Genomic DNA, 22,657 nt, shown 5'->3' with positions numbered 1-22,657 from the left:
CTTGCGGATAAATCCTCTGAGGAAGTATTAATGCCCGACATCGGTCGTGTTAACCGGCTTACGGTGAGCCGCCAATCACCCGCTGGCTTTTATCTCGATGGCGGCGACTTAGGCGACATTTTCCTGAGTCGAAAAAATGCCCCTGAGAATTGCCAAATCGGCGATATTGTCGACGGTTTTCTTCACCACCACAGTGATGGCAGCTTAATTGCGAGCAGTAAAACGCCACTGGCGCAATTAGGGGATGTTGCTCTGTTAAAAGTCGCCCAGATCAATGATACCGGTGCTTTTTTGGACTGGGGGCTAGATAAAGAATTGCTGCTACCCTATGCCGAGCATATGGGTGAAATCACCGCAGGTAAAAAAGCCCTAGTCAAGATTTACTTAGACAAAAGTTACCGTATCGTCGCGTCAATGAAGCTCGACGAGTTTATCGAAGATACTGCCCCTCACTTAAGTCGAGGCCAACGCTTCGACGTTATCGTTGCCAGTAAAACAGCGCTGGGATATAAGGCGGTTATCGACAACGAATACTGGGGCCTACTCTACGATAGCGACTTAATCAGACCACTGCGCAAAGGCGAAACACTTACAGCCTATGTTAAAAAAGTTCGCGATGATGGTCGTATCGACCTCAGCATTCAACCTATTAACATTGGCGGCAACGATATTGCAGCCAAGATCATTGCCCAGCTCGAAGCCAATGACGGCTTTCTTGCCATCGGCGACAAAAGTCCACCAGAAGCGATATACAGCTTATTTGGTGTTAGTAAAAAAATCTTTAAACAAGCCATCGGCCGTTTATATAAGCAGAAACGCATCGGTATAGAAGGCCAAGGCATACACCTATTAAAACCCTAAGCAATCTACGAGCACCAGAACACGTATGGACACGACGGCATTTTTAAATAGCAGCCTAGTCCCCGTGCGACTTGCGGCTATCGACAAAGACGGTTTCCCAGTGATTTGCTCGCTGTGGTTTGTTTATCAAGAGGGTGAGTTGCTGTGCGCAAGCCACGCATCCGCAAAAATCATTCGCCTATTAAAAGCCAACCCTAACTGCGCATTTGAGGTGTCGGTTAACTCTGTTCCTTATAAAGGCGTGCGTGGCAAAGCAATAGCAACATTAAAAAGCGACTCAGAAGGCGTGGTATTAAGCAGATTAATCGCCCGCTACCTCGGTGACAGTCAGCCGAGCTTAAGCCAATGGCTGCTCAGCCGCCGTGCCGATGAGTATGCAATTCATTTAAAAATAAGCAGTCAATCAGACTGGGATTTTAGTGCTCGGATGCAAGGCAGCTAGGCTATCAACCTAAAGTCACTGCCGTTTAGTCAACTCAATGAAGCACGTCATTATTTGGCGCGCTTGAACTTCTCACCAAAACCAGCAAATAAAACATAAAATAAAGGCACGAAGATCGTCGCCACAAACGTGGCTGCCAACATACCACCGATAACCCCCGTACCGAGTGAAATACGACTTCCCGCACCGGCGCCACTGGCCAGCGCTAATGGTAAGCAGCCAAGCGTAAAGGCCAAAGAGGTCATTACAATAGGACGAAAACGCAAGCGAATAGCATCAACCGCAGCGTCGGCGAACGACATACCTTGACGCTGCTTTTGCATTGCAAATTCAACAATTAAGATGGCATTTTTACTCGCCAAACCGATCAAACACACCAAGCCAATCTGGAAATAAATATCATTTTCCAGACCTCGCATCCACGTTGCGGCGATAGCGCCTAATATCGCAAACGGCACGGCCAAAATAACCGCCGCAGGCACCATCCAACGCTCATACTGCGCAGCGAGAATAAGGAACACCATCAACACCGCTAAAACAAATGCCTGGCCACCAGAGCCGCCAGAGGCTTTCTCTTGATAGGAGCTCCCCACCCAACCCAAGGTAAAATTACGCCCCAGAATATCGGCTGCAACGCGATCGAGCGCCGCAATAGCATCACCAGAACTGTATCCTTGCGCGGGATTGCCCAGCACCTTGGCAGCAGGAAAGCCATTAAATCTGCTCACCGCATCTGGGCCAACAATCCGCTCGACACGCAGCAATGTTCGCAAAGAGACCAGATTACCACTCACAGAGCGTACAAATACTTTGCTTAAATCTTCCGGACTGCCGCGAAAGTCCTCTTCGGATTGCAGGTTTACCTGAAAACTACGACCAAATAATGTGAAGTCATTTACGTACAAGCTGCCAAACGTCGCCTGCATTGTACTGAACACATCGGCGACCGGCACACCAAGACTCAGCGCCTTCTCTCTATCCAAAAACAGACGATACTGTGGGGTATTAATATCAAAAGTACTGTACACCCCCTGCAGCTCCGGCTGCTCATTGGCCTTTTGAATAAAACGATTTAACTCCTCAGCCATGATCGCCATATCACTGTCGCCACGGTTTTGCACATACAACTCAAAGCCACCCGTGGTGCTTAAACCAATAATTGGCGGCGGGTTAAACGCAAACATCACGCCGTCAAGCAGGTCATGGCCCAAGCGTGGCAAGCGCTGCGCCACCGCGACAGAGCTTTGCGCCGCCTCTGGACGTTCAGACCAATCTTTGAGCATAACAAACGACACGCCTGCGTTGGTTTTCTGGGCAGACGACAAAATATCAAAACCGGCAAAGGTCATCGCACCTTTGACTTCATCTTCCTTAAGAATACGCTGATTCATTGGATCGGTTACCGCCACCGTACGTGACAGCGACGCTGCTGGAGGCGTTTTGTACACCATAATAACGTAGCCTTGATCTTCTGCAGGCACCAAACCTTTCGGAACCGTTTGAAACAAAAACCACATTGAAGCCATTAGGGCAGAAAACATCAACAAACCCAATATTCGATGGTTAAGTACCCAACTGGTTGCCGATACATAGCCGCTGCGAAGGCCGTCAAAACCACGGTTAAATCCGCCCAAAAACCCACGTTCCGCCGGATGGTGATCTTTGGCCTTTAGCATCAGAGAGCACAATGCTGGAGTCAGTGTTAACGCAACAATGCCCGATAAAATAACGGAAACCGAAATAGAAACTGCGAATTGCCGGTACATCTCACCGGTAAGGCCATCCATAAAAATAACGGGGAGAAATACCGCGCAAAGTACCAAAACAATAGCAATTAAAGGCCCAGATACTTCCTCCATTGCCCGTTTAACAGCGGTATTGGCATCGACGCGCTGCTCTTCCATGATGCGTTCAACATTTTCAATAACGATAATAGCGTCATCTACCACGATGCCGATGGCAAGAATAAGACCGAATAGCGTCAGTAAATTAATTGAAAAACCGACAATATAGAGACCAGCAAATGTGCCTATGATCGATACCGGAATCGCCAATAGAGGAATAATTGTCGCACGCACATTTTGCAGAAACAGAAACATGACGAGCACTACCAGCAATAGAGCTTCAAAAAATGTTGCCACCACCTCTTTAATTGAGTGTTCGACAAACACTGTCGTATCGAAAGACAAATCGAGATTAATGCCCTCTGGCAGTTTCTCTCGCACTGCCGCTACTACCGCCTGCGCCTCCGCCCCGGTCTCCAAAGCATTAGCCCCAGGCTGCAAGTACATCGCGACAGGTACTGCCGGTTGGCCATTAAATGCCCCTTGAAACGCGTAGTCTTTAGCCCCTAACTCCACCCGCGCCACGTCACCCAAACGAAGCGTGGCACCAGAATTACTTGAGCGTAAAATGATGCGTTCAAACTCCGACACCGTCGCTAACCGCCCCTGGGTGGTCACGGTGTAAGTAAACGGTGCCTCCTCCACCATAGGCTCAGCCGCAAATTTGCCAGCGGCAAAATTAGCGTTTTGCTCACTCACCGCCCGCGCCACATCAGCCGGTGTTAGGGCAAACTCAGCTAGACGATCTGGCTGCAACCAAATGCGCATCGAATAATCTTTGGCGCCCAATAAGCGCGCATCGCCAATGCCGGGCAATCGGCGCAGTTCATCCACTATGTTTAATAGTGCATAATTACTTAGGTAAATCGCATCGTACTGGGGATTATCGGAGGTTAGCGCGTAGATCATCAAGATACTGGTCGACCGTTTACTGACCTGAATACCTAGTCGCTTTACTGCCTCTGGCAGCCGGTTCTCGGCGACGGCAACGCGATTACTAACATTAATCGCGGCTTGGTCGGGGTCGGTACCGGTGGCAAAAACAACGCTGATACTCACCACGCCTGAACTCGACGCCTGCGTCGACATATACAGCATGCCGTCTACACCATTAATTTGCTGCTCTAGCGGTGCCGCAACGGTTTCCGCTAAGGTTTCAGCATTTGCACCGGGGTAACTTGCTGTAACGACTATCTCTGGCGGCAGAAACTCTGGATACAAGGCAATAGGCAAGCGTCCCATGGCGGTGGCGCCGGCCAATAAAATCATTAACGACAATACGATCGACAACACCGGCCGGTCTATAAAAAAGCGGGCACTCACTGGGTTTTACCCTCCACCGCAACAGCTTTATAAGAGCCCTCAGTGACGATCTCCGTAGGCGCTAACAATGTACCAGCCTGCACCCGCGATACGCCGTCAACAACAACGAGATCACCAACACGCAAACCAGATTCAATGATAACGCCTTCTTCCGACTCTAGGCCCAGCGTCACATTTACAATCTCCGCATGATTATCCTTATCAACGCGATACACATAAATACCTTGAGCGCTCTGCATAATGGCGCGCGCAGGCACAACAATAGATCGTAGACTAACCAATCCGTGCAGCCGCACCCGCAAAAACTGCCCCGGCAGTAAACTGCTATCGGGATTGGGTACGGTAGCCCGTAACTGAACTGTGCCCGTCATTTTATCTATTGCACTTTCAGTAAAATCGACATGCCCAAGATACGGATACGTATCATCTGGCCCAAGAATAATTTCTACTTCGCGCTTACCTTCGGCAAACTCGACTTCACCGCGCTCGATCATTCGGCGAATACTGAGCATCAGTTTATCTGGCAGTGAAACATTGACGAGTATCGGGTCTAGTTGCGTTATTTCAGTGAGTAAACTATTTCCAGGCCCGACGAGACTGCCTTCAGATAACTGTTCACGGCTCGTCATACCTGCAATCGGCGCCCGCACCTGAGTGTAATCCAGGTTAATCTGCGCAGCCTCAACCTCGGCTTCAGCAAGCTGCACTGCCGCCTTGGCAAAATTTAGATCAGACTCCGCGTCATCGCGCTCTCGACGACTAATCGCATTGGTCTTGATAAGCTCGCCAGCACGCTCCCAACGCCGCACTGCAGCGGACAGCCCTGCGTTAGCCTGCGCCAACTGCGCTTTGCTGCGATTAAGTGCCACCTGAAATGGTGCTGAGTCAATTTGAAATAATAACTGCCCGGCTTTTACCGCCTGGCCTTCAGTATATGTTCGACGCAGTAAGATTCCCTCAACTCGCGCTCGTATCTGTACCTCCTTAGAACCCATTGCGCGTCCGGGATACAAACCGCCAATCGGCACCGCCTGCGCTTCTGCCCGCAGCACAGTCACCGCAACGGCAGGCCGCTCTGGCGCAGCTTGCTGCTGTTTATCACAGCCACTCCCTGCGAAAGTAGCCATCAGCACAAGCACTGGCATTAAAGAACGAGGGGTGAACTGACTACCAAATACCATCTGCGACCTCTGACGGAGACTTCCCATAATTCAAGCACTTTACATACATACCCGCATGTATGTAAAGTGTCGATATCAAAAACCTCAACCAATTTTAAAATTATGAGACGCTCTAAGGCCGATGCCGAAATAACCCGATGCGCTATACTCAACGCTGCGGCAAACCTCTTCGCCAAGCAAGGCATCAGCCGAACTCGGCTCGACGACATTGCGTCGTCAGCAGGAGTAACACGGGGTGCAATTTATTGGCACTTCAGTGACAAAGAATCATTGATCACTGCAATGATTGACCGCGTCAGCGCGCCGACTGAAGCCGCCATGGAAGCCCTCAACACAATAGAGACTGACGCGCCGTCGCTTGACACATTAAAACAAGTCGTCGTCGACGCCTTCAGCCGAATCTACAACACTCCAGCAGCCGCGCAAATCACCCGCTTTATCCTGCGTTACTCCCTCAGCAACGAGACTGAACTCCTAAACGCACACATTGAACGCACCCGACAAAATAACTTTGCGCACATACAACGATTTATAGAAAAGGCCCAAGCGGCTGGCTTAATTACGCTTGAACTCGCCCCTGAGTGCATAGCCCATCATATCCGCTCTCATATTACAGGGCTCTTTCATCAACACCTCAGCAGCCCCCCCCCCGGAATTAACCCCGACGACGTTGCCGCGTCTATGGACTTGGTCCTAAAAGGACTTAAGCCCGCACCTAAATAATCATCACAGTACAACGGCAACAACGCCAAAGTTCAGCCGCAATTACGCGACAAATTTATTTATCGCTAACGGCAATGCGATATAAAAATGCATGCCCCTTTCCACCTGCGTACTGACCTTAATCTGCCCCTGCAATTGCTGCCGGACAATATTGTAGACAAGGTGTAAACCCAAACCAGTACCCCCAGATCCACGGCGAGTTGTAAAAAATGGTTCAAAAACCTTCTTCGCATGCTCGGCCGCCATCCCGATGCCATTATCACTAAACACCAAATTAACACCCGATTCATGCTGACTGACCGTCAGGGAAATCCGGCCGTGCTCACCCTCAGCAAAGGCATGTATCAAACTATTATTTAATAAATTAATTACCACTTGCGCCAAGCCCCCTGGCACGGTGCGCAAGGATATTGTCCGCGGGCAATCCAATATCACCTCATGGCCGCTACGTCGATAACTTGGCGACAGGTGCACAAACACATCACTTAGATATTCGTGCAAATTAATATCTCGAGTCTCCGCCGTCGCTTGATCTACAGACACCTGCTTAAAACTACTTATCAAGCTCCCGGCTCGCTGTATATTAGCCAGCACAATGCGCGACGCTTCTTGCAAACGCACCAGCAATTCAGAGAGCTCAATAGACGGCTTATTCAATGTCAGGAGCATTTCATGCAAGCGTTGCAAATCTGCAGACAACGTCGATTCGGCGGTAATAGCGATACCAAGTGGCGTGTTTAATTCATGGGCAAAACCCGCAACCAAGCCGCCCAGCGATGCCATCTTTTCGGCCTCGACCAGATGCTCTTGGGTCTCCTGCAACTGGGCGAGCATAACCTTAAGCTCATCACCCACCACTTCAGAGCGGTGCTTTTGGCCCGTTAGCACCAAAAATGACATACCTAGCAAACCAGTAAACAACAAACCAGCCGCCAACATTCCCCACGACACCACCGACCGCGTGCCGACAAGAAATGACTGATTAGCATCTGTTTGAAACAGCCAGTCCTGATCGGCGACGCGCAACACTCTACGCTCAACAATCAATGCGTCTCGGCCCAGCGGGTCAGTTTTATCACTCCGATAAAGGGCGCCCCCCGTCGCATCAAAAACCGACACTGACACGCCCTGCAAAAAATCTGGCGCCAGCAAAAAGCCCATAAGGTCTTTCACGCGAAATACCCCAGACACATAACCCTTTAACACATCACCAGCAGCAGACATATTTACCGGCAAGTAAATTACAACACCCTTCTGGCTACCACTTTCCTGCACAAGGCGAATGGGGTCGGTAACGGCTGGTGCTTGGGTCTCTGCAGCACGCAATAAGGCCTTTCGCGGAAGATCTGCCGAGCCGATATCGTAAGCCAATGCGGTTAAATTTTTCGCTAACGGCTCGATATAACGAACAACAACATAGTCGTCTTTTTTATCCTGAAGAACCATTTCGCCATTGTGATCTCGCCGCGTTATAAATATGGGCGTGCGCATTTCATCGCTCATCTGAGATTCCAGCAACCGGCGATCTTCGCCCGCAACCCTGACATTCCACGCCACAGCTTGAAAGCCCGGATTCCGCGCCAAAATCCCGCCTGCAAAAACGCGAAAATCGGCTTTAGTTACCTCTTTAGACGCTGCGAATAAACCTTGAACCGAGTACAAGGTAGCCAAATGAGCATCAATTACCGATTGTGCGCGCTGAAACACCTGCTCAGTACGCCCATTGAAATCGGCTTGCTGCCGACTCAACTCCCAACGACTGGCAGTGACATATAAGCTGACGACAACAAACGTCACGCCAAGGAGAACAGCGGGTAAGATCCTCCTGCGACTACGCCAAACCTCCCTCGGTTGCGCATAAAAAACAAATATCAGGGTAGCGAATATCATGACCCCCAAACCATCACCAACCCACCACGTAAACCAATTAAACCAGTAGTTCTCAGTCGCGAGCCTCCCGGTGAGCCAAAGTGCCGATGCGCCTATTGTTGCGCCGGGCATACAGCCGATACCGCAGCCGTATAAAATAAAACGCCAAACTGATTGAACCGTGTCTAACTCAAAGGGATAACCAACAAAACGCCGCAGCAACCAAACCCCGACAATGGCTTGCACGCTCGCGCCAACGCCAATAATTAACGTCAACCATAGCGTAGGGTAAAAATCTTCCCAGACCTCACTTTGAAAGTTAGCGAAATCGATATTAACTAAAAACGAACCCAGCAGGACGCCAAGCCAAAGGTGATAACCATTAAGTAGAAGCAAGGCCAATGCAATACCCGCCGCAGGCCAAACTGCAGTTGCATAACCCGGGGGAATTGCCAGCAAAAGGGCGAGCTTTCCGGCGATGAAATACACCACTGCGACCAGCGCTATCCCTAGTATGCGTTGTTTAAACATTTGCCAGCCATTTTCGTAAAACCGTGTTTTTAACGTTGTTTACAACCATCCTGGCATACCCGTATTTTCCCAACATCTAAACACCAAGCTCAGCGCTAGCAGTTCAACGAGCAGTTTATCGACCTAGAGCGCTAGGCCACCATAGGTATATCTGCCTAAACCCACTCAGTATTTACGCTCCGCTTAAGGCAAACCAGATCCCCCATGCCCCATTTTAAATCAGCCTCTCCACCACCCCACTGAGCCAGCCCTCCCCACAAACGCATCATCACATCAAAACATGGCGCTATCATCTTAATTTATGAAGATTTTATCTGAAGTGCATACCCATGCCGGAGCACACATTTATCGCATATTTCCGCTAGTTGTAATATCCTACGCAGTTAACTCGATAACAAAATAGTCAACCACAATGGATCTACAAAGATGCTCATAGGAATCCCAAAAGAACTCGCCACCGGTGAAAACCGCGTAGCGATCATTCCGACAGATGCCAAAAAGCTAATCCGGGCCGGCGCGACACTGCAAGTTGAAGCGGGCCTAGGCTTAGGCAGCGGCTTCAGCGACCAGGAATACACCGACGCCGGCGCCACTGTAAGCAGCGACCGTCAGGCCATCCTTGCTTCGGCGGAAATTATTCTGCGGATCAATAAACCCAGTATAGATGAAATCAGCCAAATGAAAGCCGGCTGCATCCATATCAGCTATTTAGATCCGTTTAATGAGCATTCGCTAATCAAGGCATTTCGCGATCAGGGTGTTAGCGCCATCAGTATGGAAATGATTCCACGCAGCACGCGCTCCCAGAAAATGGATGCCTTGAGCTCACAGGCGAGCTTGGCGGGTTACGTAATGGTATTACTTGCCGCCACCAAGCTGCCTCGCATTCTCCCCATGATGATGACTCCTGCAGGCACCCTAAAGCCGTCAACAACGTTTATCATTGGCGCCGGTGTAGCCGGGCTACAGGCTATTGCTACGGCAAAACGCCTCGGTTCGAAGGTTGTTGCCTTTGATACCCGCTCGGTGGTCGCTGAACAAGTGCGTTCACTCGGCGGCAAATTCCTTGAAATCGACTTAGGCGAAACGGGGCAAACCAAAGACGGCTACGCGGTTGCCCTGACTGAGGAGCAAATGAAACTTCAGCTGGAAGGCCAGAAAAAACAAATTGCTGAATCCGATATTGTTATCACTACCGCCCAACTATTTGGTCGCAAACCGCCAGTACTGATAACCAGCGACATGATAAAAGGTATGAAGCCAGGCTCTGTCATTGTCGACATGGCAGCAGAGAGCGGCGGTAACGTCGAAGGCTCTGTCGCTGGCAAAACTGTGGTTGTTGACGGCGTTACGATTATTGGCGACGGGAATTGGTCTAACTTTGTTTGCCGCGACGCGAGCCAAATGTACTCATCTAACCTCTTCAACCTCGTTGACGAGGGCTGGAACGGCGATGACAAGAAAATGGTTATCGACATGGAAAACGATATTCTCCAAGGCTGTGTCATTACCCACGGCGGCGAAATCGTTAACGAAACCATTAAAAACCTGATTAACTAGGAGAAGATGATGGAAATAGTCTTTCTGGCTTTCATCTTAATGCTGTCTATATTTTTAGGCTTTGAGCTGATCAATAAAGTCCCCGCCACACTGCACACCCCCCTGATGTCAGGCTCAAACGCTATCTCAGGCATTACCCTGGTTGGCGCTCTGACGTCTGCCGGTGCCGAGCACACCGTGCTTGCCACCATTCTTGGCACCATCGCAGTCGCCATGGCCACCATCAACGTCATTGGCGGCTATATGGTCACCGACCGCATGCTAGCGATGTTCAAGAAGAAAGGAGGCTCTAAATAATGAGTATCGAATTACTGGTAAACCTGTCCTACGTGGCAGCTGCCGTACTCTTCATCTTTGGTTTAAAAATGCTGGGCTCGCCAGCGACCGCGCGCAAAGGCAACTTAGTCTCTGCGCTAGGTATGTTTATCGCCGTTGTCATTACCCTGCTAGATCAAAGCATCATTGATTACAAATGGATAATTGCAGGTATTGTAGTTGGTGGCGCTATCGGCGCGGTGATTGCCCGCAGCGTTGAAATGACCGGCATGCCCGAAATGGTTGCGCTTTTCAACGGCTTTGGTGGTATCGCCAGCTTATTCGTAGGCTGGGCCGCACTGTACGGAATGGATGCCAATGCCTTCCAACTCGTCACCATTGTCCTGTCAATTCTGATTGGCGGCGTGACTTTCTCGGGAAGTATGGTTGCATGGGGCAAGCTGAGCGAGCGCATCTCCGGCAAACCTTTAGTTTTTAGTGGTCAGCGGGTCTTCAATATCCTCCTCATTCTGGCCATTATTGCTACTTCCGTGATGTTCACGCTTAATCCGGCCGCATCGACCTATTTGTACGTCGTTATTGGCCTATCGCTGCTACTGGGTATTATGCTGGTTATTCCTATCGGCGGCGCCGATATGCCGGTAGTTATCTCACTCCTAAACAGCTACTCCGGCCTTGCTGCCTGCGCAGCTGGTCTTGCCATTAACAACATCATCCTGATCGTGGCCGGAGCCCTGGTTGGCGCCAGCGGTATCATCCTGACCCAGATCATGTGTAAAGCAATGAACCGATCCTTGAGTAATGTTTTGTTTAGCGGATTCAGTGCGGTATCTGCGACTGGCACCGCCGCCAAGATTGAAGGCGAAGCCAAGGCAATGACCGCAGAAGACGCTTATTACGTACTAGAAGCTGCGGCGAGCGTGGTAATTGTTCCTGGCTATGGTATGGCCGTAGCCCAAGCCCAGCACGTGGTTAAAGAGCTTCAGGAATTGCTCGAGCAGAATGGTGCAGAAGTGGTTTATGCCATTCACCCTGTTGCGGGTCGCATGCCTGGCCACATGAACGTACTGCTTGCTGAAGCTGACGTTTCTTATGACTTGTTGCTGGAGATGGATGCCATCAACCCGCGCATGGAAACCTTCGACGTGGCAATCGTTATTGGCGCCAACGACGTAGTTAACCCCGCCGCGCGTGAAATGGAAGGCAGCCCAATCTACGGCATGCCCGTTATCAACGTTGATATGGCGCGTAACGTGTTTGTTATGAAGCGCTCTATGGCCTCGGGCTTTGCCGGAATCGACAACCCGCTGTTCTTTAAAGAGAATACCCGGATGCTGTTTGGCGATGCGAAAGAAATGCTGGGCAATATCATTAAAGCCTTTAACTAAAGCTTTAACTGCACAGCAAAACGGGCTCCCTAGGAGCCCGTTTTTTTACCTAAAGATAAACAACACACTCCTAGGTTTCAACCGCCAAGCAAAGCGCGGGCAAGATTTCATCCAGTAAAGCCTTTAAACTTAATAACGAGTCACGACTCATCCCAAGTTTAGCCGCCAATTTTTCCGGTATCTCACTGCACGCATCCTGCAAGGCCACACCCGCGTCACTTAGGTGAACAAGCACCATTCGCCCATCTTGATCAGCGCGTCGCCGATGTATAAACCCCTGCTGCTCTAGACGCTTTAATAACGGCGTTAGCGTATTCGTATTAAGCAAGGCCTTATCGCCCACCACGTTTATGGAACACGGCGCATGCTCCCACAAAATCATCATGACAATATACTGCGGATACGTTAGTCCCAGCGGGGTCAAATACCTCTGATACAGCCGAGTAATAAGCCGCGAGCTTGCATACAAAGGGAAACACAACTGGTTTTCCAGCTGCAGTTGCGCAAGCTTTGGCGGTGTCGCACTCAAATCTATCTTCATGCCGCTAGCGCGGCTTCGATATCAGCAACAATTCTCTCAGGCTTCGTGGTTGGTGCAAAACGCGTTATCGCCTGACCATCTTTACCGACCAAAAACTTTGTGAAATTCCATTTCACTGCATTACCCAAAGTGCCCGGCGCCGCTTTTTTTAAATAGACAAATAAAGGGTGGGCATTTTTACCATTAACATCGATTTTTTCGGTGACCGGAAAACTGACGCCGTAATTCACCAAGCAACGGCCCTCAATCGTGCCCGCATCCCCAGGTTCTTGATTGGCAAATTGATTACACGGTGCACCCAATATAACCAACCCTTTGTCTTTGTATGCTTCGTAAAGCGCCTGCAGCCCTTCATATTGAGGCGTAAGACCACACTTGCTTGCAGTGTTCACCACCAGCAGCACCTTGCCTTTATACACAGATAAATCCAGCGCCTTACCCTGTAAGCTACGGATCTCAAAATCGTATAGCGTACTCATTCTGCACTCCTTTAAATTAAGCAAAATCAGCCAGTAACATTCACAGTATGGACAGTCACTATTAAAGCAACCAATTAGATCGCGAACAACTGTATCGCGCGCGATATTTTTTAAATTCAAGTTTACAATGAAAATGCCGCTAATATGAATATAACGCCTTCGAGCCCCTACTCCAGCTATGGTTATTATCAATCCGAGCAATGCAACTCAGCCGGCGGCCTTTAATCGCCCCGCTGGGCCAGCACCAATATTACCGACAGACAAGGTGCTCAACGCTGTTGTCATGGGGCAGCGCGCAGACCATCTTTACGAACTTGCTGCAGGTAATCTGCGCCTAATGGCAGAAAGCCAAACCGCACTGCGGCGTGGTGAGCAACTATTGCTGCAGGTCACCGGCAAAGATGCCCTACAGCGCCCGATTCTCCAAGTCATTAACACCAGCCCCAGCGCCATTAACCCCATGCTAAAAGCAATGCTGCCTCAGCAGCAGGGCATCAATCAGTTACTCGCCAACATGCATCAGCTAATTAGCAGCCCCGCAAGCTACATAGCGCTGAGTAAAGCCAGCACCGAATTCCTCGACACGCTACCGTCGCGCCAGCATGTGTCCAACCCCGCAGGCCTCCTAAATGCGATTCAAAGCAGTGGTTTTTTTATGGAAAGCAATCTCGCTGCCGGCATAGCACCGCCAGGCGACCTGAAAACCGCCCTACTAAGACTCGCACAAAAGCTAGAAAACTTACGCTTGAGCAACGCGGCGAGCCCGCCCCCTAGTAAACCTGCCAAGCTTAGCCAAGATTACAGTGGCTTAGTACGGGGGACTGGCGCAAAAATCGATTCGTCGCTCTTAGCAAGTGGCCAAACAAGCCCAGACCCAACGCTGAATAGCCAAAAATCGCGCTTTGGCTCGAACATCAACTACAACAGGCCCATTCCAAATAGCGATTTACCCGGTGTATTGCGCTCGCAACCTAGACTGCTACCCGAATTAAGGGATCTAAAGCTCAGCCAAGAAGCCTTAATAAAACAACTACTACAAGATAGCCGTGGGGCGATTGCCAGACTGGAGTCCCATCAACTGCTCCACCTGCAGCAAAAGGACCCACTACAAAACCAATGCCTAATTGAGCTGCCTGTAAGAGATGACGACGGTATTGATGTCTGGCAGCTACAGCTACAATGGCAACGTGCACGAGAAGAACAGGAGCAGTCATCCGAAAATAGCACATCGGATACTGAACAATACCAGCGGCGTTGGCAGGTTAATCTAAACTTCGAGCTTCCAGGGTTGGGGGCCATCGATACCCTTGTAAGTCAGCAAGGTAAGCAAATCGCAATACGCTTTAACACTGAAATTCAGGCTACCCGCAGCCTAATTGACGCACACCAGAATGAACTTAGCCAGCGGCTGACAGAGCAAGGTCTGATCGACACAGAAATTCAAACACACACAGGAATTACCCCGGCGCCAGGCTCACCACTCATTAGTCAGTCACTACTGGAAGATCAAGCATGACGACTACGCCAGGCGAAATTGCGGTTTCCTTACACTATGATGGCCGTAGTGCACCCACAGTCAGCGCCAAAGGCGAGGGTGAACTTGCGCGGCAAATACTTGTGATTGCCACCGAGCACGATATACCAATATACCGCAACCCGCAGCTCCTCCAGCTCCTCAGCCATGTAGAGCTTGAGAGCGAAATACCAAGAGAGCTCTATATTGCTGTTGCCGAAATCATTGCCTTTGCCTATCGGCTAAAAAATAAAACACCAAGCAGCGCCGAGAACGAGGCGAACAGCAATGACACTGAAGACCCTCAGCCTAAAGGCTAAGACAAGAAGCGCGAAAGGTCATTCACTGCGAAGAATGACCTAGTATATATTAGCGCGTGAGCTTCCACGTAAAACGAAGCTGGGTCAAAGACTCCACCGCTTGGCCATTAACTAACTCGGGCTCAAACTTACATTTAGACAAGGCCGACAAGGCACGATAGTCCAAACGGCGTGTACCACTGGTCTCAATAATCCGGCCGTCTTGCACAACGCCCAAGGCATCAAGTGAAAACTCCATGGTAACGCTACCCTGCTGCCCTAGCCGCACAGATTCATCTGGGTACTGCGGCCGAGCACAGCTATCCCAATCAATTGACGCGGCGCGGCGACTAACAATCGCAGGCTTAACGTCTTCTTTCGTCGACACGCCGTCAATAGGCGACGCCTTAGCCGGCGCTTCTTTTTGACGCACCGACGCAATTGCCTTTAGACGCTCTCTTTCTGCATTTTTGGCTCGCGTTTCCGCAGCCTCGGCTGCTCGGGTTGCGGCCTCGGCTTCTGCCTGAGCCATTGCCAGTGCAGCAGACTGCTTTTGCAGAGTGGCTAATTGCTGCTGAAGTTTACTCTGCTCGTGTTGACTAAACTCGCCGTCCAGTCGACGCTGCCATGCAGCGAGCACAGCTTGCTCCTCCGATTGCAGAGCCTCACCATTTTGCGCAGTGCTGAGTTCAAAGGTTGCCGCTTCACTCGCGGTGGCTCTCCTTACACGTTGCTCTTCGCCCGACGACAAAAATGCCGCTAAACCCGCCGCCGCACAAACACCCAATAAAGAAATCGCAATTACCGATTCAGCTGACTGCCCCAATCCGGTCCTTCTTGGCGACACCGCCGCACCCATCACCTCACTCACTATTCAACCTCCGACTTTACGCAGCTATGCTGTCAAACCAAACAAACGGCCGATCCGCTTAAATACTCCACGAGTATCATTTGCTGGCGGCGCCGCCTCGGCGGCAATACGTAATGCTTGAGCCGGATTTTTATGTAATATCTCATAGCGACGCATGGCTAAATTGACACTACCACGCAATAAACCCTCGCTAATTGGCTTGGTTAAAAAGCGATAAATTTGCCCACGATTTATCAGGTCGATACCCTGCTCTGCATCAGACTGCCCAGTTAACACTATGGCGACTAAGCTCGGATGATGCTGCCGAAGTGCACTCAGCAAGTCAGTAACGACATCACCACCCACCACTAGATCAGTAATGATCACGCCTATCTTATGCTTTTCAAGCTGCTCGAGACCTTCATTGAGGTTTCTAGCGGAGTACACTGCTCGCTCTCGACCAAGTACTCGCTGCAAGGTATCGCGAGTCGCTTCATCATCATCCAAAATCAAGGTACCAACATCGTCAATACCGGGAATGTAAACTTTTTCGTTAATATCGCCTTCTACCACTAATTCAACATGCTCGATCGCTGACGCCTTCACCGCTGCCGCAATGGTTTGGCGCAAATCAACATTAGACCAAGGTTTATTAATGAAGCGGAAAATCTCACCATCATTAATCGCCGCCAAAATAGCACTTAAATCAGAGTAGCCGGTGAGCAAAACCCGGATCGCACGAGGACGAATATCTTTAGCGGAGCGCAACACTTCGACACCAGTCATCTCAGGCATCCGCTGGTCACTCACGACAACATCAACATCACCCTCGCGGAGAATGTCCAGCGCAGCAGCACCTGAATTCGCCGTAACAACATCGTAATCTTTACGAAACAACGCTTTTAGTGCCACTAAAATGCGCGGTTCATCATCAACGAATAAGATACGCGGTTTTTGTTCCGCAACGTCCACATTTGTCAATTCATCCATTATTATTCTCCAAGCAGAACCACGTCATTCGCAGGCGAAACATCTGCCGCTTTCCCAGCTTTTTTAATCGGCAGTCGAACCACAAACTCGGTGCCTTTCCCAAGCTCTGATTCAACTTGGATAGTGCCGCCGTGATCGTCAATAATCCGGAATACAATCGACAAACCTAAACCCGTACCCTTGCCGACGGCCTTGGTCGTAAAAAACGGCTCAAATATATGAGCGCGAGTACCCTCATTCATACCACAGCCATTATCGCGAATAGCAACTTCTACATCACCGCCGACCTGACGCGTGGTAATTTGAATCAAGCCCTTGCCATCCATCGCTTGCGCGGCATTATTAATAAGGTTAAGAAAAACTTGGTTTAATTGAGAGGGCGCACAGTTTATCTCAGGTAGCTCAGCAAAATGTCGCTCAATACTGACACCATCCTTAAGTTGGCTATTACAAACTTTAAGCGCGGTATCTATGCCGGTGTTCAAATCAAACAGCTGCGACTGGGAACGATCAACGCGACTGAAGTCCTTGAGACTCGCAACCAATTCTGAGATTTGATTTAAGCCGTGCTCGACGTCAGCCAGCAATACATCAAACTCCTCACGGCTTTCCGCATCTACCTCATGCCCCATGCCCTGCAAGGACTCGCGAATAATCTCAACATTACTGCTGGCATAACCCAGCGGCGTATTGATTTCATGGGCAACACCCGCAACCATTTGCCCAAGTGAGGCCATTTTTTCAGACTGGATAAGCTGGCCTTGCTGCATTTTCAAATCGTCTAAGGCCTTGCTAAGTGCCTGAGTTCGTTTATTTACGATTAGCGCTAGATTGCTATTAGTATCCTGCAACTCGTTGTTCGCATTGTCCAAAGCAGAGAAGCTTGAACGCAAACGCACCGCGATCAGCCCAAATGCCAGAAGCAGGGCAACCGCATATACAGCAAGAGTTTGACGATAACGACGGGCCGTGTCTTGTAGGCCCTGAAAATGATTTTCATAGGCAAACTGTAAGTTCTGTAAAGCCGCGCCAGTCTCAATTGCGTCAAACTGGCCAATTAACTTCTGTAAATCATCGCGACTGCTGCGTAGCAAGCTTACGGTTTCAAGAAGGTGAGCTAAGGCGCCCCGCGCAACATCATTATCAAGCTGGTCTGCAGCCTCGCCGACCTCGGTAGTCAGCTGATTCATGACAAAAGCATTCTCCGGCGAGGACTGTAAACTGTACGCCGTGGCCTCTTGAAGCAGCATCATTATGCGTTTTCGCAGTGACGCAGAGCTATTCACCGCAGGCACATTCAGTACTGAAATACCCGCCACACGCATCACCGAAAAATATTGCGCCAATCGTGCCAACCGTGCCGAATAATCATTGAGCAAAGTCAATTTATCGCCCGCTTGGGTTCGGTATATTTGTAAAGATTGATCAATATCCCGGCTCAAATCACTTAAGCCAGCCTTACCACTGCTTAAGGAGCTCTGTGCAACATCAAAACGATCGCGCGCCAGTTCAAGCTCCCTCGCGCCAGAGTCAAGCACTAATCGCGCTCGTAATATCTGCTGATTAAGCTCAACGTCAGCTTTAGCGGCACTGTCTATTTGCTCTAGGCGGATGACATGGAGACCCGCCTCTAGTGGGTTACGCAACATTTTCCATAGTAAAAAGACAATCAAGGCCAAGGCCAAAGACACCGCTAACACCACAAGTAAGCGCTGCAGCGTAAAGCCAGCCGTGCGTTTGTTTAATCCTGCCGTCTTGTTACGGTGTAACATAAACCTCATTGATAATTTTCTTATTATTGTTTTAGTCGGCACAATATCTCCTTGAACCTAAACCCTTACTTGACTCCCTGAGAATGTCAGCGCACCCGCGCACCCGCCCCCTCGAGCGATTCAGATAGCGCTATTCATAAAGGTCTTAATTGTAATCTTCGTTATAAGCTTATTATTGTAATTTATAATGACAGGCAGAATAAAAGGTCACCATGAAAATGTCTAGTGCCAATAATTCACTGCTAACACCTCATTTTTTACCGCAACCACGCCCACCAACACTACACGCTGGCAATCACACCAAATATCAGACTAAGATTAAACGTTCCTACAAGAGGTTAAAACGCTATGCCCGCCCCCTCGCCAGACGTCAATACCCGTAGACTGTCACTAGAAGGCGCTCCCAATGTGCGCGACCTCGGTGGCTACCGAACCTGGGATGGCGGAACAATACGCTGGCGTAAGCTATTACGGGGGGGCCGACTCTCAAACTTAAGCGAACTCGACCAACGCTTATTAAGTGACTTTGAAATTAAAGTCATCTGCGACTTCCGCAATGCACATGAATACCGGCTAGACATGACTAAACTCAATACACTGTCAGCCGCAGTAATCCACAATCTCAGCATTAGCCCTGGCAACCAGCACGACATTATCGAGATCAGTAACATTGGCGCCAATGAAATGGCGACATGGATGACCCAGATAAATCGGGAGCTAGCACTAAATCACTGCCAAACCTATCGTAAAATGTTTGAGCTGCTACTTAAGCTTGATGACGGCGCCTTCTTGTTCCACTGCTCCGCCGGCAAAGACCGCACTGGATTTGCTGCCGCACTCATTCTGTCCGCCCTAGATGTTCCCCGTGATGTCATTATGGAAGATTACCTTCTCACGAGCCAATACTACCCCCCTGCCGGGGAGCTTGAGTACCTCATTAACAAATACGCCGCTGACAAACCTGATGTAGACCCAGACCTTTTCGCAACACTTACCTCTACCCGGCCGGAGTTTCTTGAGGCTGCGTTCACCGCCATTGACGAAAACTATGCCTCAATGGATGAGTATTTAGAACAAGCACTCGGTTTAGGCGCCAAACAGCGCGAACACTTAAAACGGCAATATGTAGAATAAACTCCCACAGCGAATATCCCCCCGCAAAATTCATCAAATCAAGTGCCACCTTGTCCACGGCGGATTCAAACGCCTAGGATACCAGCCCTAGAACGCAATCACTCAAATACTGATAATGCGCCATATTGATTATGCACTCACCCTGCGATAAGGGGTAAAATGTGCCAATTTGAAAGCAGCCTCCTAGCATGCTACAGCTATTTTAAATGTCATTACGCTTTTGTCATTTCGCTATATAGACTGTTTGGGCTATGTCGGTCACACTTTCACCTATACTTTAAACGGGAAATATAAGGATGAATCAAATGAGCTCCTCTGTTGTCATTAGCGGGGTCGGCCTGTGGACTCCAACACATAGCATTAGCAATGAGGAGCTCGTAAGCAGTTACAACGCCTGGGCAGAACACTTCAATCTGGAAAATCAGGCCGCCATTCAATCAGGAGAGCTAGACGCAAAGCCACTTTCTAGCGCAGACTTTATTGAAAAAGTGTCTGGTATTAAAAGTCGCTACATATATTCAAAAAAGGGGGCTTTAGATATAACACGTATGCGGCCGATACTTGAGGTACGCAGTGACGAGCAAGTCTCCCACCAAGCAGAAATGGCGATCGCTGCAGCCACAGCAGCGCTAAAGGCCGCCAATAAAACCGCCGCCGACATTGACATGGTTATAGTGTCTTGCGCCTATACCCAGCGCCCCTATCCCGCTATCGCGATTGAAGTGCAAGCGGCCTTAGGCATCCAGGGATTTGGCTTCGATATGCTAGTCGCTTGCTCGGCGGCGACCTTTGGCTTAGAACGCGCCGTTGACGCAATAAAAGCAGGTAGTTCAAAAGGTGTACTAGTAATCAATCCTGAACTCACCTCCCCCCAAGTCAATTATATGGACAGGGACTCCCACTTCATCTTTGGCGATGTAGCGACCGCTGTCGTGGTAGAAAGCAGCACAACTTGTCAGTCCGCACACGCCTTTGACGTAGTTGGGACCAAAAGTGTCACGTCTTACTCAAATAATATTCGTTCTAATTTCGGCTATGTTACCCGTACGACGGATGAAGCCCCTTACTCAGCAGACAAGCTGTTTCATCAAAACGGTCGCAAAGTGTTTAAAGAAGTTTGCCCCATGGCCGCCGAACACATTGAAAGCCATTTGCAGAACCACGGAATCCAGGTTTCAGAATTGAAACGGTGGTGGCTACACCAAGCCAATATCAACATGAACCTACTGATCAGCAGGCGCTTACTTGGCCGCGACGCCACGCCTGAAGAAGCGCCGATTGTCCTTGATGAATATGCGAATACCGCCTCAGCAGGCTCTATTATTGCGTTTGCCAAGTATCACGAAGACTTAACTGCGGGTGATATTGGCGTGATTTGCTCCTTTGGCGCCGGTTACTCTATTGGCAGCTTAATTCTTCGCAAGCGATAACCCCCCTCTACAGCCTAGCTAAGGCAGTTGCGCTGCCTTAGCTAGGCTGTAGATTCAATTTCAAAAAACAACTAACATTAAGCTCAAGGCTTAAGAACACTCAATAATAACTCGACCTCACCCAACACCTCACCCTCCACATTGCGAATTTGAAATCGCAAAACCGCATCCTCACCATCGCGCTCTATTTGGATGCTCCCAAAATTATCACTCAGCACATTTTGCGCTGAGGTACGCAACACATTAGGCTCTTTTGCCGCAGGGCTATTGGCGCCAAATGCAGAATTCAATCCACTGGCAGTAATCTCATACAGCGGGTAGCCCAGCACGCCTTCTAATTTCGATATTTCCGCCAAATGTCGATCGCCACTGATGATCACCACACCGCTAACCGCACTGCTTTTGATCAGCTCAAAAAGCCGCTGCCGCTCATTGGGAAAATTAGCCCACTTCTCAAAGCAATGCTCAGTAGGTAAGACCTGAATACTACTGGCTATAATCCGCAGATCTGCCGGCTTTTTGAACTCGCCAGCCAACCACCGCCATTGATCTTCACCTAAAATTGTAGCGCCGTCATCAGTGTTCGATATAATTCCGGTCGGGCTACAAGCAGATTTCTGATCGCTCTTCTTCAAGGGACTACGGTAACTACGGGTATCGAGCATTAAAAACTGAACGCTAAGCCCACCAATATCACGATACCGGGAATGGTAAATACCGCGCTGATCCAAATCGCCGATGCCGTCTAGCTCCAGGCCAAAAAAATCGGCAAAATACGCCCGAGACTCTGTTTGATAAGTAAATTCAGCACCGCCATCGTTAAGCCCGTAATCATGGTCATCCCATGTTGCGAACACATCAATATTCTTTTTCATACCAAACCGCCGCAACTCTTCGACCTTAGCTAAGTCTTTATAAGCTTGATTGATACGACCTGGTAACGCCGCATTAAGATAAGGGCCGACATCGCTATACACATTGTCACCAAGAAACACAAAAGCTTGCGGCTTTTGGGCAATCACTGACTGCCAAACAGGCTGGGGCTGCCATTGCTGAAGACAGGAACCAAAGGCAATGCTGCCTTTTTTAACGGTATTTGTCAGTGAGTAAGCCAGCACCGAGGACGGCCCGGCAAGCACCACAACCAGAAGAATAAACTTTCGCAAAAACACCGTCATATCGGCTCCCGAAACAATTAACGTCGACAACAAAAAAATAGAACCAAGGAATGATGAAAACACACTTAGCACTTAATGAAATTATTCTGATGACTACACTATGCCGTCATGCAAATAAAACATGCATAAATTGCACCGACTAAGACGCAATGTAGACATTTTTGACAAAGCGGCAATTATGTTTGGGCAACCTACCCTACTACGCTAGCACGCAGATATGGCATGACGGTGAAATACGACGGCTCTTCATCATTAACGGGGGACACCGGCATTCATTAAACTGAATTTGCGAAGAAACAGTTTGATGGAGAGTACCGATGTCCCACGCAGGAAGAATTATAGGCATACCTGGCCTTGAGATTGAACGGGTAGTTCGCAGGAAAGGGATCGAGGTCTGGGCAAAGCCTGCGCGCAGGCCGCCCTGCAAGCATTGCCAGGGCGATGGTCTGAGGATTAAGGCCACGCATCTCAGG

General features: G+C 49.6%; 19 protein-coding genes. 10 read left to right on the top strand and 9 right to left on the bottom strand.

From position 1 onward, the window contains the following. The first annotated feature begins 30 nt into the window (after nt 1–30). Both ABYP33_RS09035 and ABYP33_RS09030 read left to right on the top strand, forming a co-directional pair. Nucleotides 31–861: a S1 RNA-binding domain-containing protein gene (locus tag ABYP33_RS09035; RefSeq protein ID WP_373090471.1), complete on the top strand. Its 831-nt coding sequence runs from the start codon at nt 31–33 to the stop codon at nt 859–861. Nucleotides 862–886: 25 nt separating this feature from the next. Next, nucleotides 887–1,303 carry a pyridoxamine 5'-phosphate oxidase family protein gene (locus tag ABYP33_RS09030; RefSeq protein WP_373090470.1) on the top strand — a complete coding sequence of 139 codons (417 nt, stop codon included), beginning with the start codon at nt 887–889 and terminating at the stop codon, nt 1,301–1,303. A 50-nt stretch (nt 1,304–1,353) separates the two neighbouring features. On the opposite strand, the gene ABYP33_RS09025 is transcribed toward ABYP33_RS09030, so the two are convergent. Both ABYP33_RS09025 and ABYP33_RS09020 read right to left on the bottom strand, forming a co-directional pair. Continuing rightward, nucleotides 1,354–4,470, bottom strand: coding sequence for an efflux RND transporter permease subunit (locus tag ABYP33_RS09025; RefSeq protein WP_373090469.1), 3,117 nt, complete (start codon nt 4,468–4,470; stop codon nt 1,354–1,356). Continuing rightward, nucleotides 4,467–5,651 (bottom strand): efflux RND transporter periplasmic adaptor subunit, encoded by a 1,185-nt coding sequence (locus tag ABYP33_RS09020; RefSeq protein ID WP_373090468.1) that lies wholly within the window; start codon nt 5,649–5,651, stop codon nt 4,467–4,469. Before ABYP33_RS09020 ends, ABYP33_RS09025 begins: the two co-directional genes overlap by 4 nt. Nucleotides 5,652–5,753: 102 nt before the next feature. Here ABYP33_RS09020 and ABYP33_RS09015 point away from each other — a divergent pair, with 102 nt between their 5' ends. Continuing rightward, nucleotides 5,754–6,374 carry a TetR family transcriptional regulator gene (locus ABYP33_RS09015; protein WP_373090466.1) on the top strand — a complete coding sequence of 207 codons (621 nt, stop codon included), beginning with the start codon at nt 5,754–5,756 and terminating at the stop codon, nt 6,372–6,374. Between the two features lie 42 nt (nt 6,375–6,416). Here ABYP33_RS09015 and ABYP33_RS09010 read toward each other — a convergent pair whose 3' ends face one another. After that, complete coding sequence (locus ABYP33_RS09010; RefSeq protein WP_373090464.1) at nt 6,417–8,774, bottom strand: CHASE domain-containing protein; 2,358 nt, start codon at nt 8,772–8,774, stop codon at nt 6,417–6,419. Between the two features lie 426 nt (nt 8,775–9,200). On the opposite strand from ABYP33_RS09010, the gene ABYP33_RS09005 reads away from it, so the two are divergent. From ABYP33_RS09005 to ABYP33_RS08995, 3 genes are read left to right on the top strand one after another with little or no spacing between them, the layout of a single operon-like run. Then, a complete protein-coding gene (locus ABYP33_RS09005; protein ID WP_373090463.1) occupies nt 9,201–10,334 on the top strand; it encodes an NAD(P) transhydrogenase subunit alpha in 1,134 nt (377 codons plus the stop codon). 9 nt (nt 10,335–10,343) lie between these two features. After that, on the top strand, nt 10,344–10,631 hold the full coding sequence (locus ABYP33_RS09000; protein ID WP_373090462.1) for an NAD(P) transhydrogenase subunit alpha: 288 nt from the start codon (nt 10,344–10,346) through the stop codon (nt 10,629–10,631). Then, on the top strand, nt 10,631–11,998 hold the full coding sequence (locus ABYP33_RS08995; protein WP_373090461.1) for an NAD(P)(+) transhydrogenase (Re/Si-specific) subunit beta: 1,368 nt from the start codon (nt 10,631–10,633) through the stop codon (nt 11,996–11,998). The genes ABYP33_RS09000 and ABYP33_RS08995 overlap by 1 nt, the downstream gene beginning before the upstream one ends. Before the next feature lie 70 nt (nt 11,999–12,068). On the opposite strand, the gene ABYP33_RS08990 is transcribed toward ABYP33_RS08995, so the two are convergent. Next, complete coding sequence (locus ABYP33_RS08990) at nt 12,069–12,539, bottom strand: MarR family winged helix-turn-helix transcriptional regulator (RefSeq protein ID WP_373090460.1); 471 nt, start codon at nt 12,537–12,539, stop codon at nt 12,069–12,071. After that, on the bottom strand, nt 12,536–13,018 hold the full coding sequence (locus ABYP33_RS08985) for a glutathione peroxidase (protein ID WP_373090459.1): 483 nt from the start codon (nt 13,016–13,018) through the stop codon (nt 12,536–12,538). The genes ABYP33_RS08990 and ABYP33_RS08985 overlap by 4 nt, the downstream gene beginning before the upstream one ends. A gap of 178 nt (nt 13,019–13,196) precedes the next feature. Here ABYP33_RS08985 and ABYP33_RS08980 point away from each other — a divergent pair, with 178 nt between their 5' ends. Further along, the gene (locus ABYP33_RS08980; protein ID WP_373090458.1) at nt 13,197–14,534 is read left to right on the top strand and encodes a flagellar hook-length control protein FliK; all 1,338 of its coding nucleotides are present in this window, start codon (nt 13,197–13,199) and stop codon (nt 14,532–14,534) included. Continuing rightward, entirely contained in the window at nt 14,531–14,851 is a 321-nt protein-coding gene (locus ABYP33_RS08975) for an EscU/YscU/HrcU family type III secretion system export apparatus switch protein (RefSeq protein WP_373090457.1), read from the top strand. The genes ABYP33_RS08980 and ABYP33_RS08975 overlap by 4 nt, the downstream gene beginning before the upstream one ends. A 49-nt stretch (nt 14,852–14,900) precedes the next feature. On the opposite strand, the gene ABYP33_RS08970 is transcribed toward ABYP33_RS08975, so the two are convergent. From ABYP33_RS08970 to ABYP33_RS08960, 3 genes are read right to left on the bottom strand one after another with little or no spacing between them, the layout of a single operon-like run. Continuing rightward, entirely contained in the window at nt 14,901–15,701 is an 801-nt protein-coding gene (locus ABYP33_RS08970; RefSeq protein WP_373090456.1) for an energy transducer TonB, read from the bottom strand. A 24-nt stretch (nt 15,702–15,725) separates the two neighbouring features. Next, nucleotides 15,726–16,670 carry a response regulator gene (locus tag ABYP33_RS08965; RefSeq protein WP_373090455.1) on the bottom strand — a complete coding sequence of 315 codons (945 nt, stop codon included), beginning with the start codon at nt 16,668–16,670 and terminating at the stop codon, nt 15,726–15,728. Between the two features lie 2 nt (nt 16,671–16,672). Next, on the bottom strand, nt 16,673–18,451 hold the full coding sequence (locus tag ABYP33_RS08960; RefSeq protein WP_373090454.1) for an ATP-binding protein: 1,779 nt from the start codon (nt 18,449–18,451) through the stop codon (nt 16,673–16,675). A 339-nt stretch (nt 18,452–18,790) separates the two neighbouring features. On the opposite strand from ABYP33_RS08960, the gene ABYP33_RS08955 reads away from it, so the two are divergent. Then, nucleotides 18,791–19,576, top strand: a complete 786-nt coding sequence (locus ABYP33_RS08955; RefSeq protein ID WP_373090453.1) for a tyrosine-protein phosphatase — start codon at nt 18,791–18,793, stop codon at nt 19,574–19,576. A gap of 305 nt (nt 19,577–19,881) precedes the next feature. Next, nucleotides 19,882–21,006, top strand: coding sequence for a beta-ketoacyl-ACP synthase III (locus tag ABYP33_RS08950; protein ID WP_373090452.1), 1,125 nt, complete (start codon nt 19,882–19,884; stop codon nt 21,004–21,006). 83 nt (nt 21,007–21,089) lie between these two features. Here ABYP33_RS08950 and ABYP33_RS08945 read toward each other — a convergent pair whose 3' ends face one another. Continuing rightward, entirely contained in the window at nt 21,090–22,184 is a 1,095-nt protein-coding gene (locus ABYP33_RS08945) for an alkaline phosphatase D family protein (protein WP_373090450.1), read from the bottom strand. Between the last annotated feature and the right edge of the window lie 473 nt (nt 22,185–22,657).

This window comes from Zhongshania sp., from assembly GCF_041584495.1.
In the GTDB taxonomy this organism is placed as follows: domain Bacteria; phylum Pseudomonadota; class Gammaproteobacteria; order Pseudomonadales; family Spongiibacteraceae; genus Spongiibacter.
The sequence above is the reverse complement of the archived record's forward strand: the minus strand, read 5'-3'. Positions and strand labels throughout refer to the sequence as shown.

What these genes read in the sequence shown, in the direction of transcription:
- ABYP33_RS09035 (WP_373090471.1), top strand. Translation starts at nt 31, where the DNA reads ATGCCCGACATCGGTCGTGTTAACCGGCTTACGGTGAGCCGCCAATCA.
- ABYP33_RS09030 (WP_373090470.1), top strand. Translation starts at nt 887, where the DNA reads ATGGACACGACGGCATTTTTAAATAGCAGCCTAGTCCCCGTGCGACTT.
- ABYP33_RS09020 (WP_373090468.1), bottom strand. Translation starts at nt 5,651, where the DNA reads ATGGTATTTGGTAGTCAGTTCACCCCTCGTTCTTTAATGCCAGTGCTT.
- ABYP33_RS09015 (WP_373090466.1), top strand. Translation starts at nt 5,754, where the DNA reads ATGAGACGCTCTAAGGCCGATGCCGAAATAACCCGATGCGCTATACTC.
- ABYP33_RS09010 (WP_373090464.1), bottom strand. Translation starts at nt 8,774, where the DNA reads ATGTTTAAACAACGCATACTAGGGATAGCGCTGGTCGCAGTGGTGTAT.
- ABYP33_RS09005 (WP_373090463.1), top strand. Translation starts at nt 9,201, where the DNA reads ATGCTCATAGGAATCCCAAAAGAACTCGCCACCGGTGAAAACCGCGTA.
- ABYP33_RS09000 (WP_373090462.1), top strand. Translation starts at nt 10,344, where the DNA reads ATGGAAATAGTCTTTCTGGCTTTCATCTTAATGCTGTCTATATTTTTA.
- ABYP33_RS08995 (WP_373090461.1), top strand. Translation starts at nt 10,631, where the DNA reads ATGAGTATCGAATTACTGGTAAACCTGTCCTACGTGGCAGCTGCCGTA.
- ABYP33_RS08990 (WP_373090460.1), bottom strand. Translation starts at nt 12,539, where the DNA reads ATGAAGATAGATTTGAGTGCGACACCGCCAAAGCTTGCGCAACTGCAG.
- ABYP33_RS08985 (WP_373090459.1), bottom strand. Translation starts at nt 13,018, where the DNA reads ATGAGTACGCTATACGATTTTGAGATCCGTAGCTTACAGGGTAAGGCG.
- ABYP33_RS08980 (WP_373090458.1), top strand. Translation starts at nt 13,197, where the DNA reads ATGGTTATTATCAATCCGAGCAATGCAACTCAGCCGGCGGCCTTTAAT.
- ABYP33_RS08975 (WP_373090457.1), top strand. Translation starts at nt 14,531, where the DNA reads ATGACGACTACGCCAGGCGAAATTGCGGTTTCCTTACACTATGATGGC.
- ABYP33_RS08965 (WP_373090455.1), bottom strand. Translation starts at nt 16,670, where the DNA reads ATGGATGAATTGACAAATGTGGACGTTGCGGAACAAAAACCGCGTATC.
- ABYP33_RS08960 (WP_373090454.1), bottom strand. Translation starts at nt 18,451, where the DNA reads ATGAGGTTTATGTTACACCGTAACAAGACGGCAGGATTAAACAAACGC.
- ABYP33_RS08955 (WP_373090453.1), top strand. Translation starts at nt 18,791, where the DNA reads ATGCCCGCCCCCTCGCCAGACGTCAATACCCGTAGACTGTCACTAGAA.
- ABYP33_RS08950 (WP_373090452.1), top strand. Translation starts at nt 19,882, where the DNA reads ATGAGCTCCTCTGTTGTCATTAGCGGGGTCGGCCTGTGGACTCCAACA.
- ABYP33_RS08945 (WP_373090450.1), bottom strand. Translation starts at nt 22,184, where the DNA reads ATGACGGTGTTTTTGCGAAAGTTTATTCTTCTGGTTGTGGTGCTTGCC.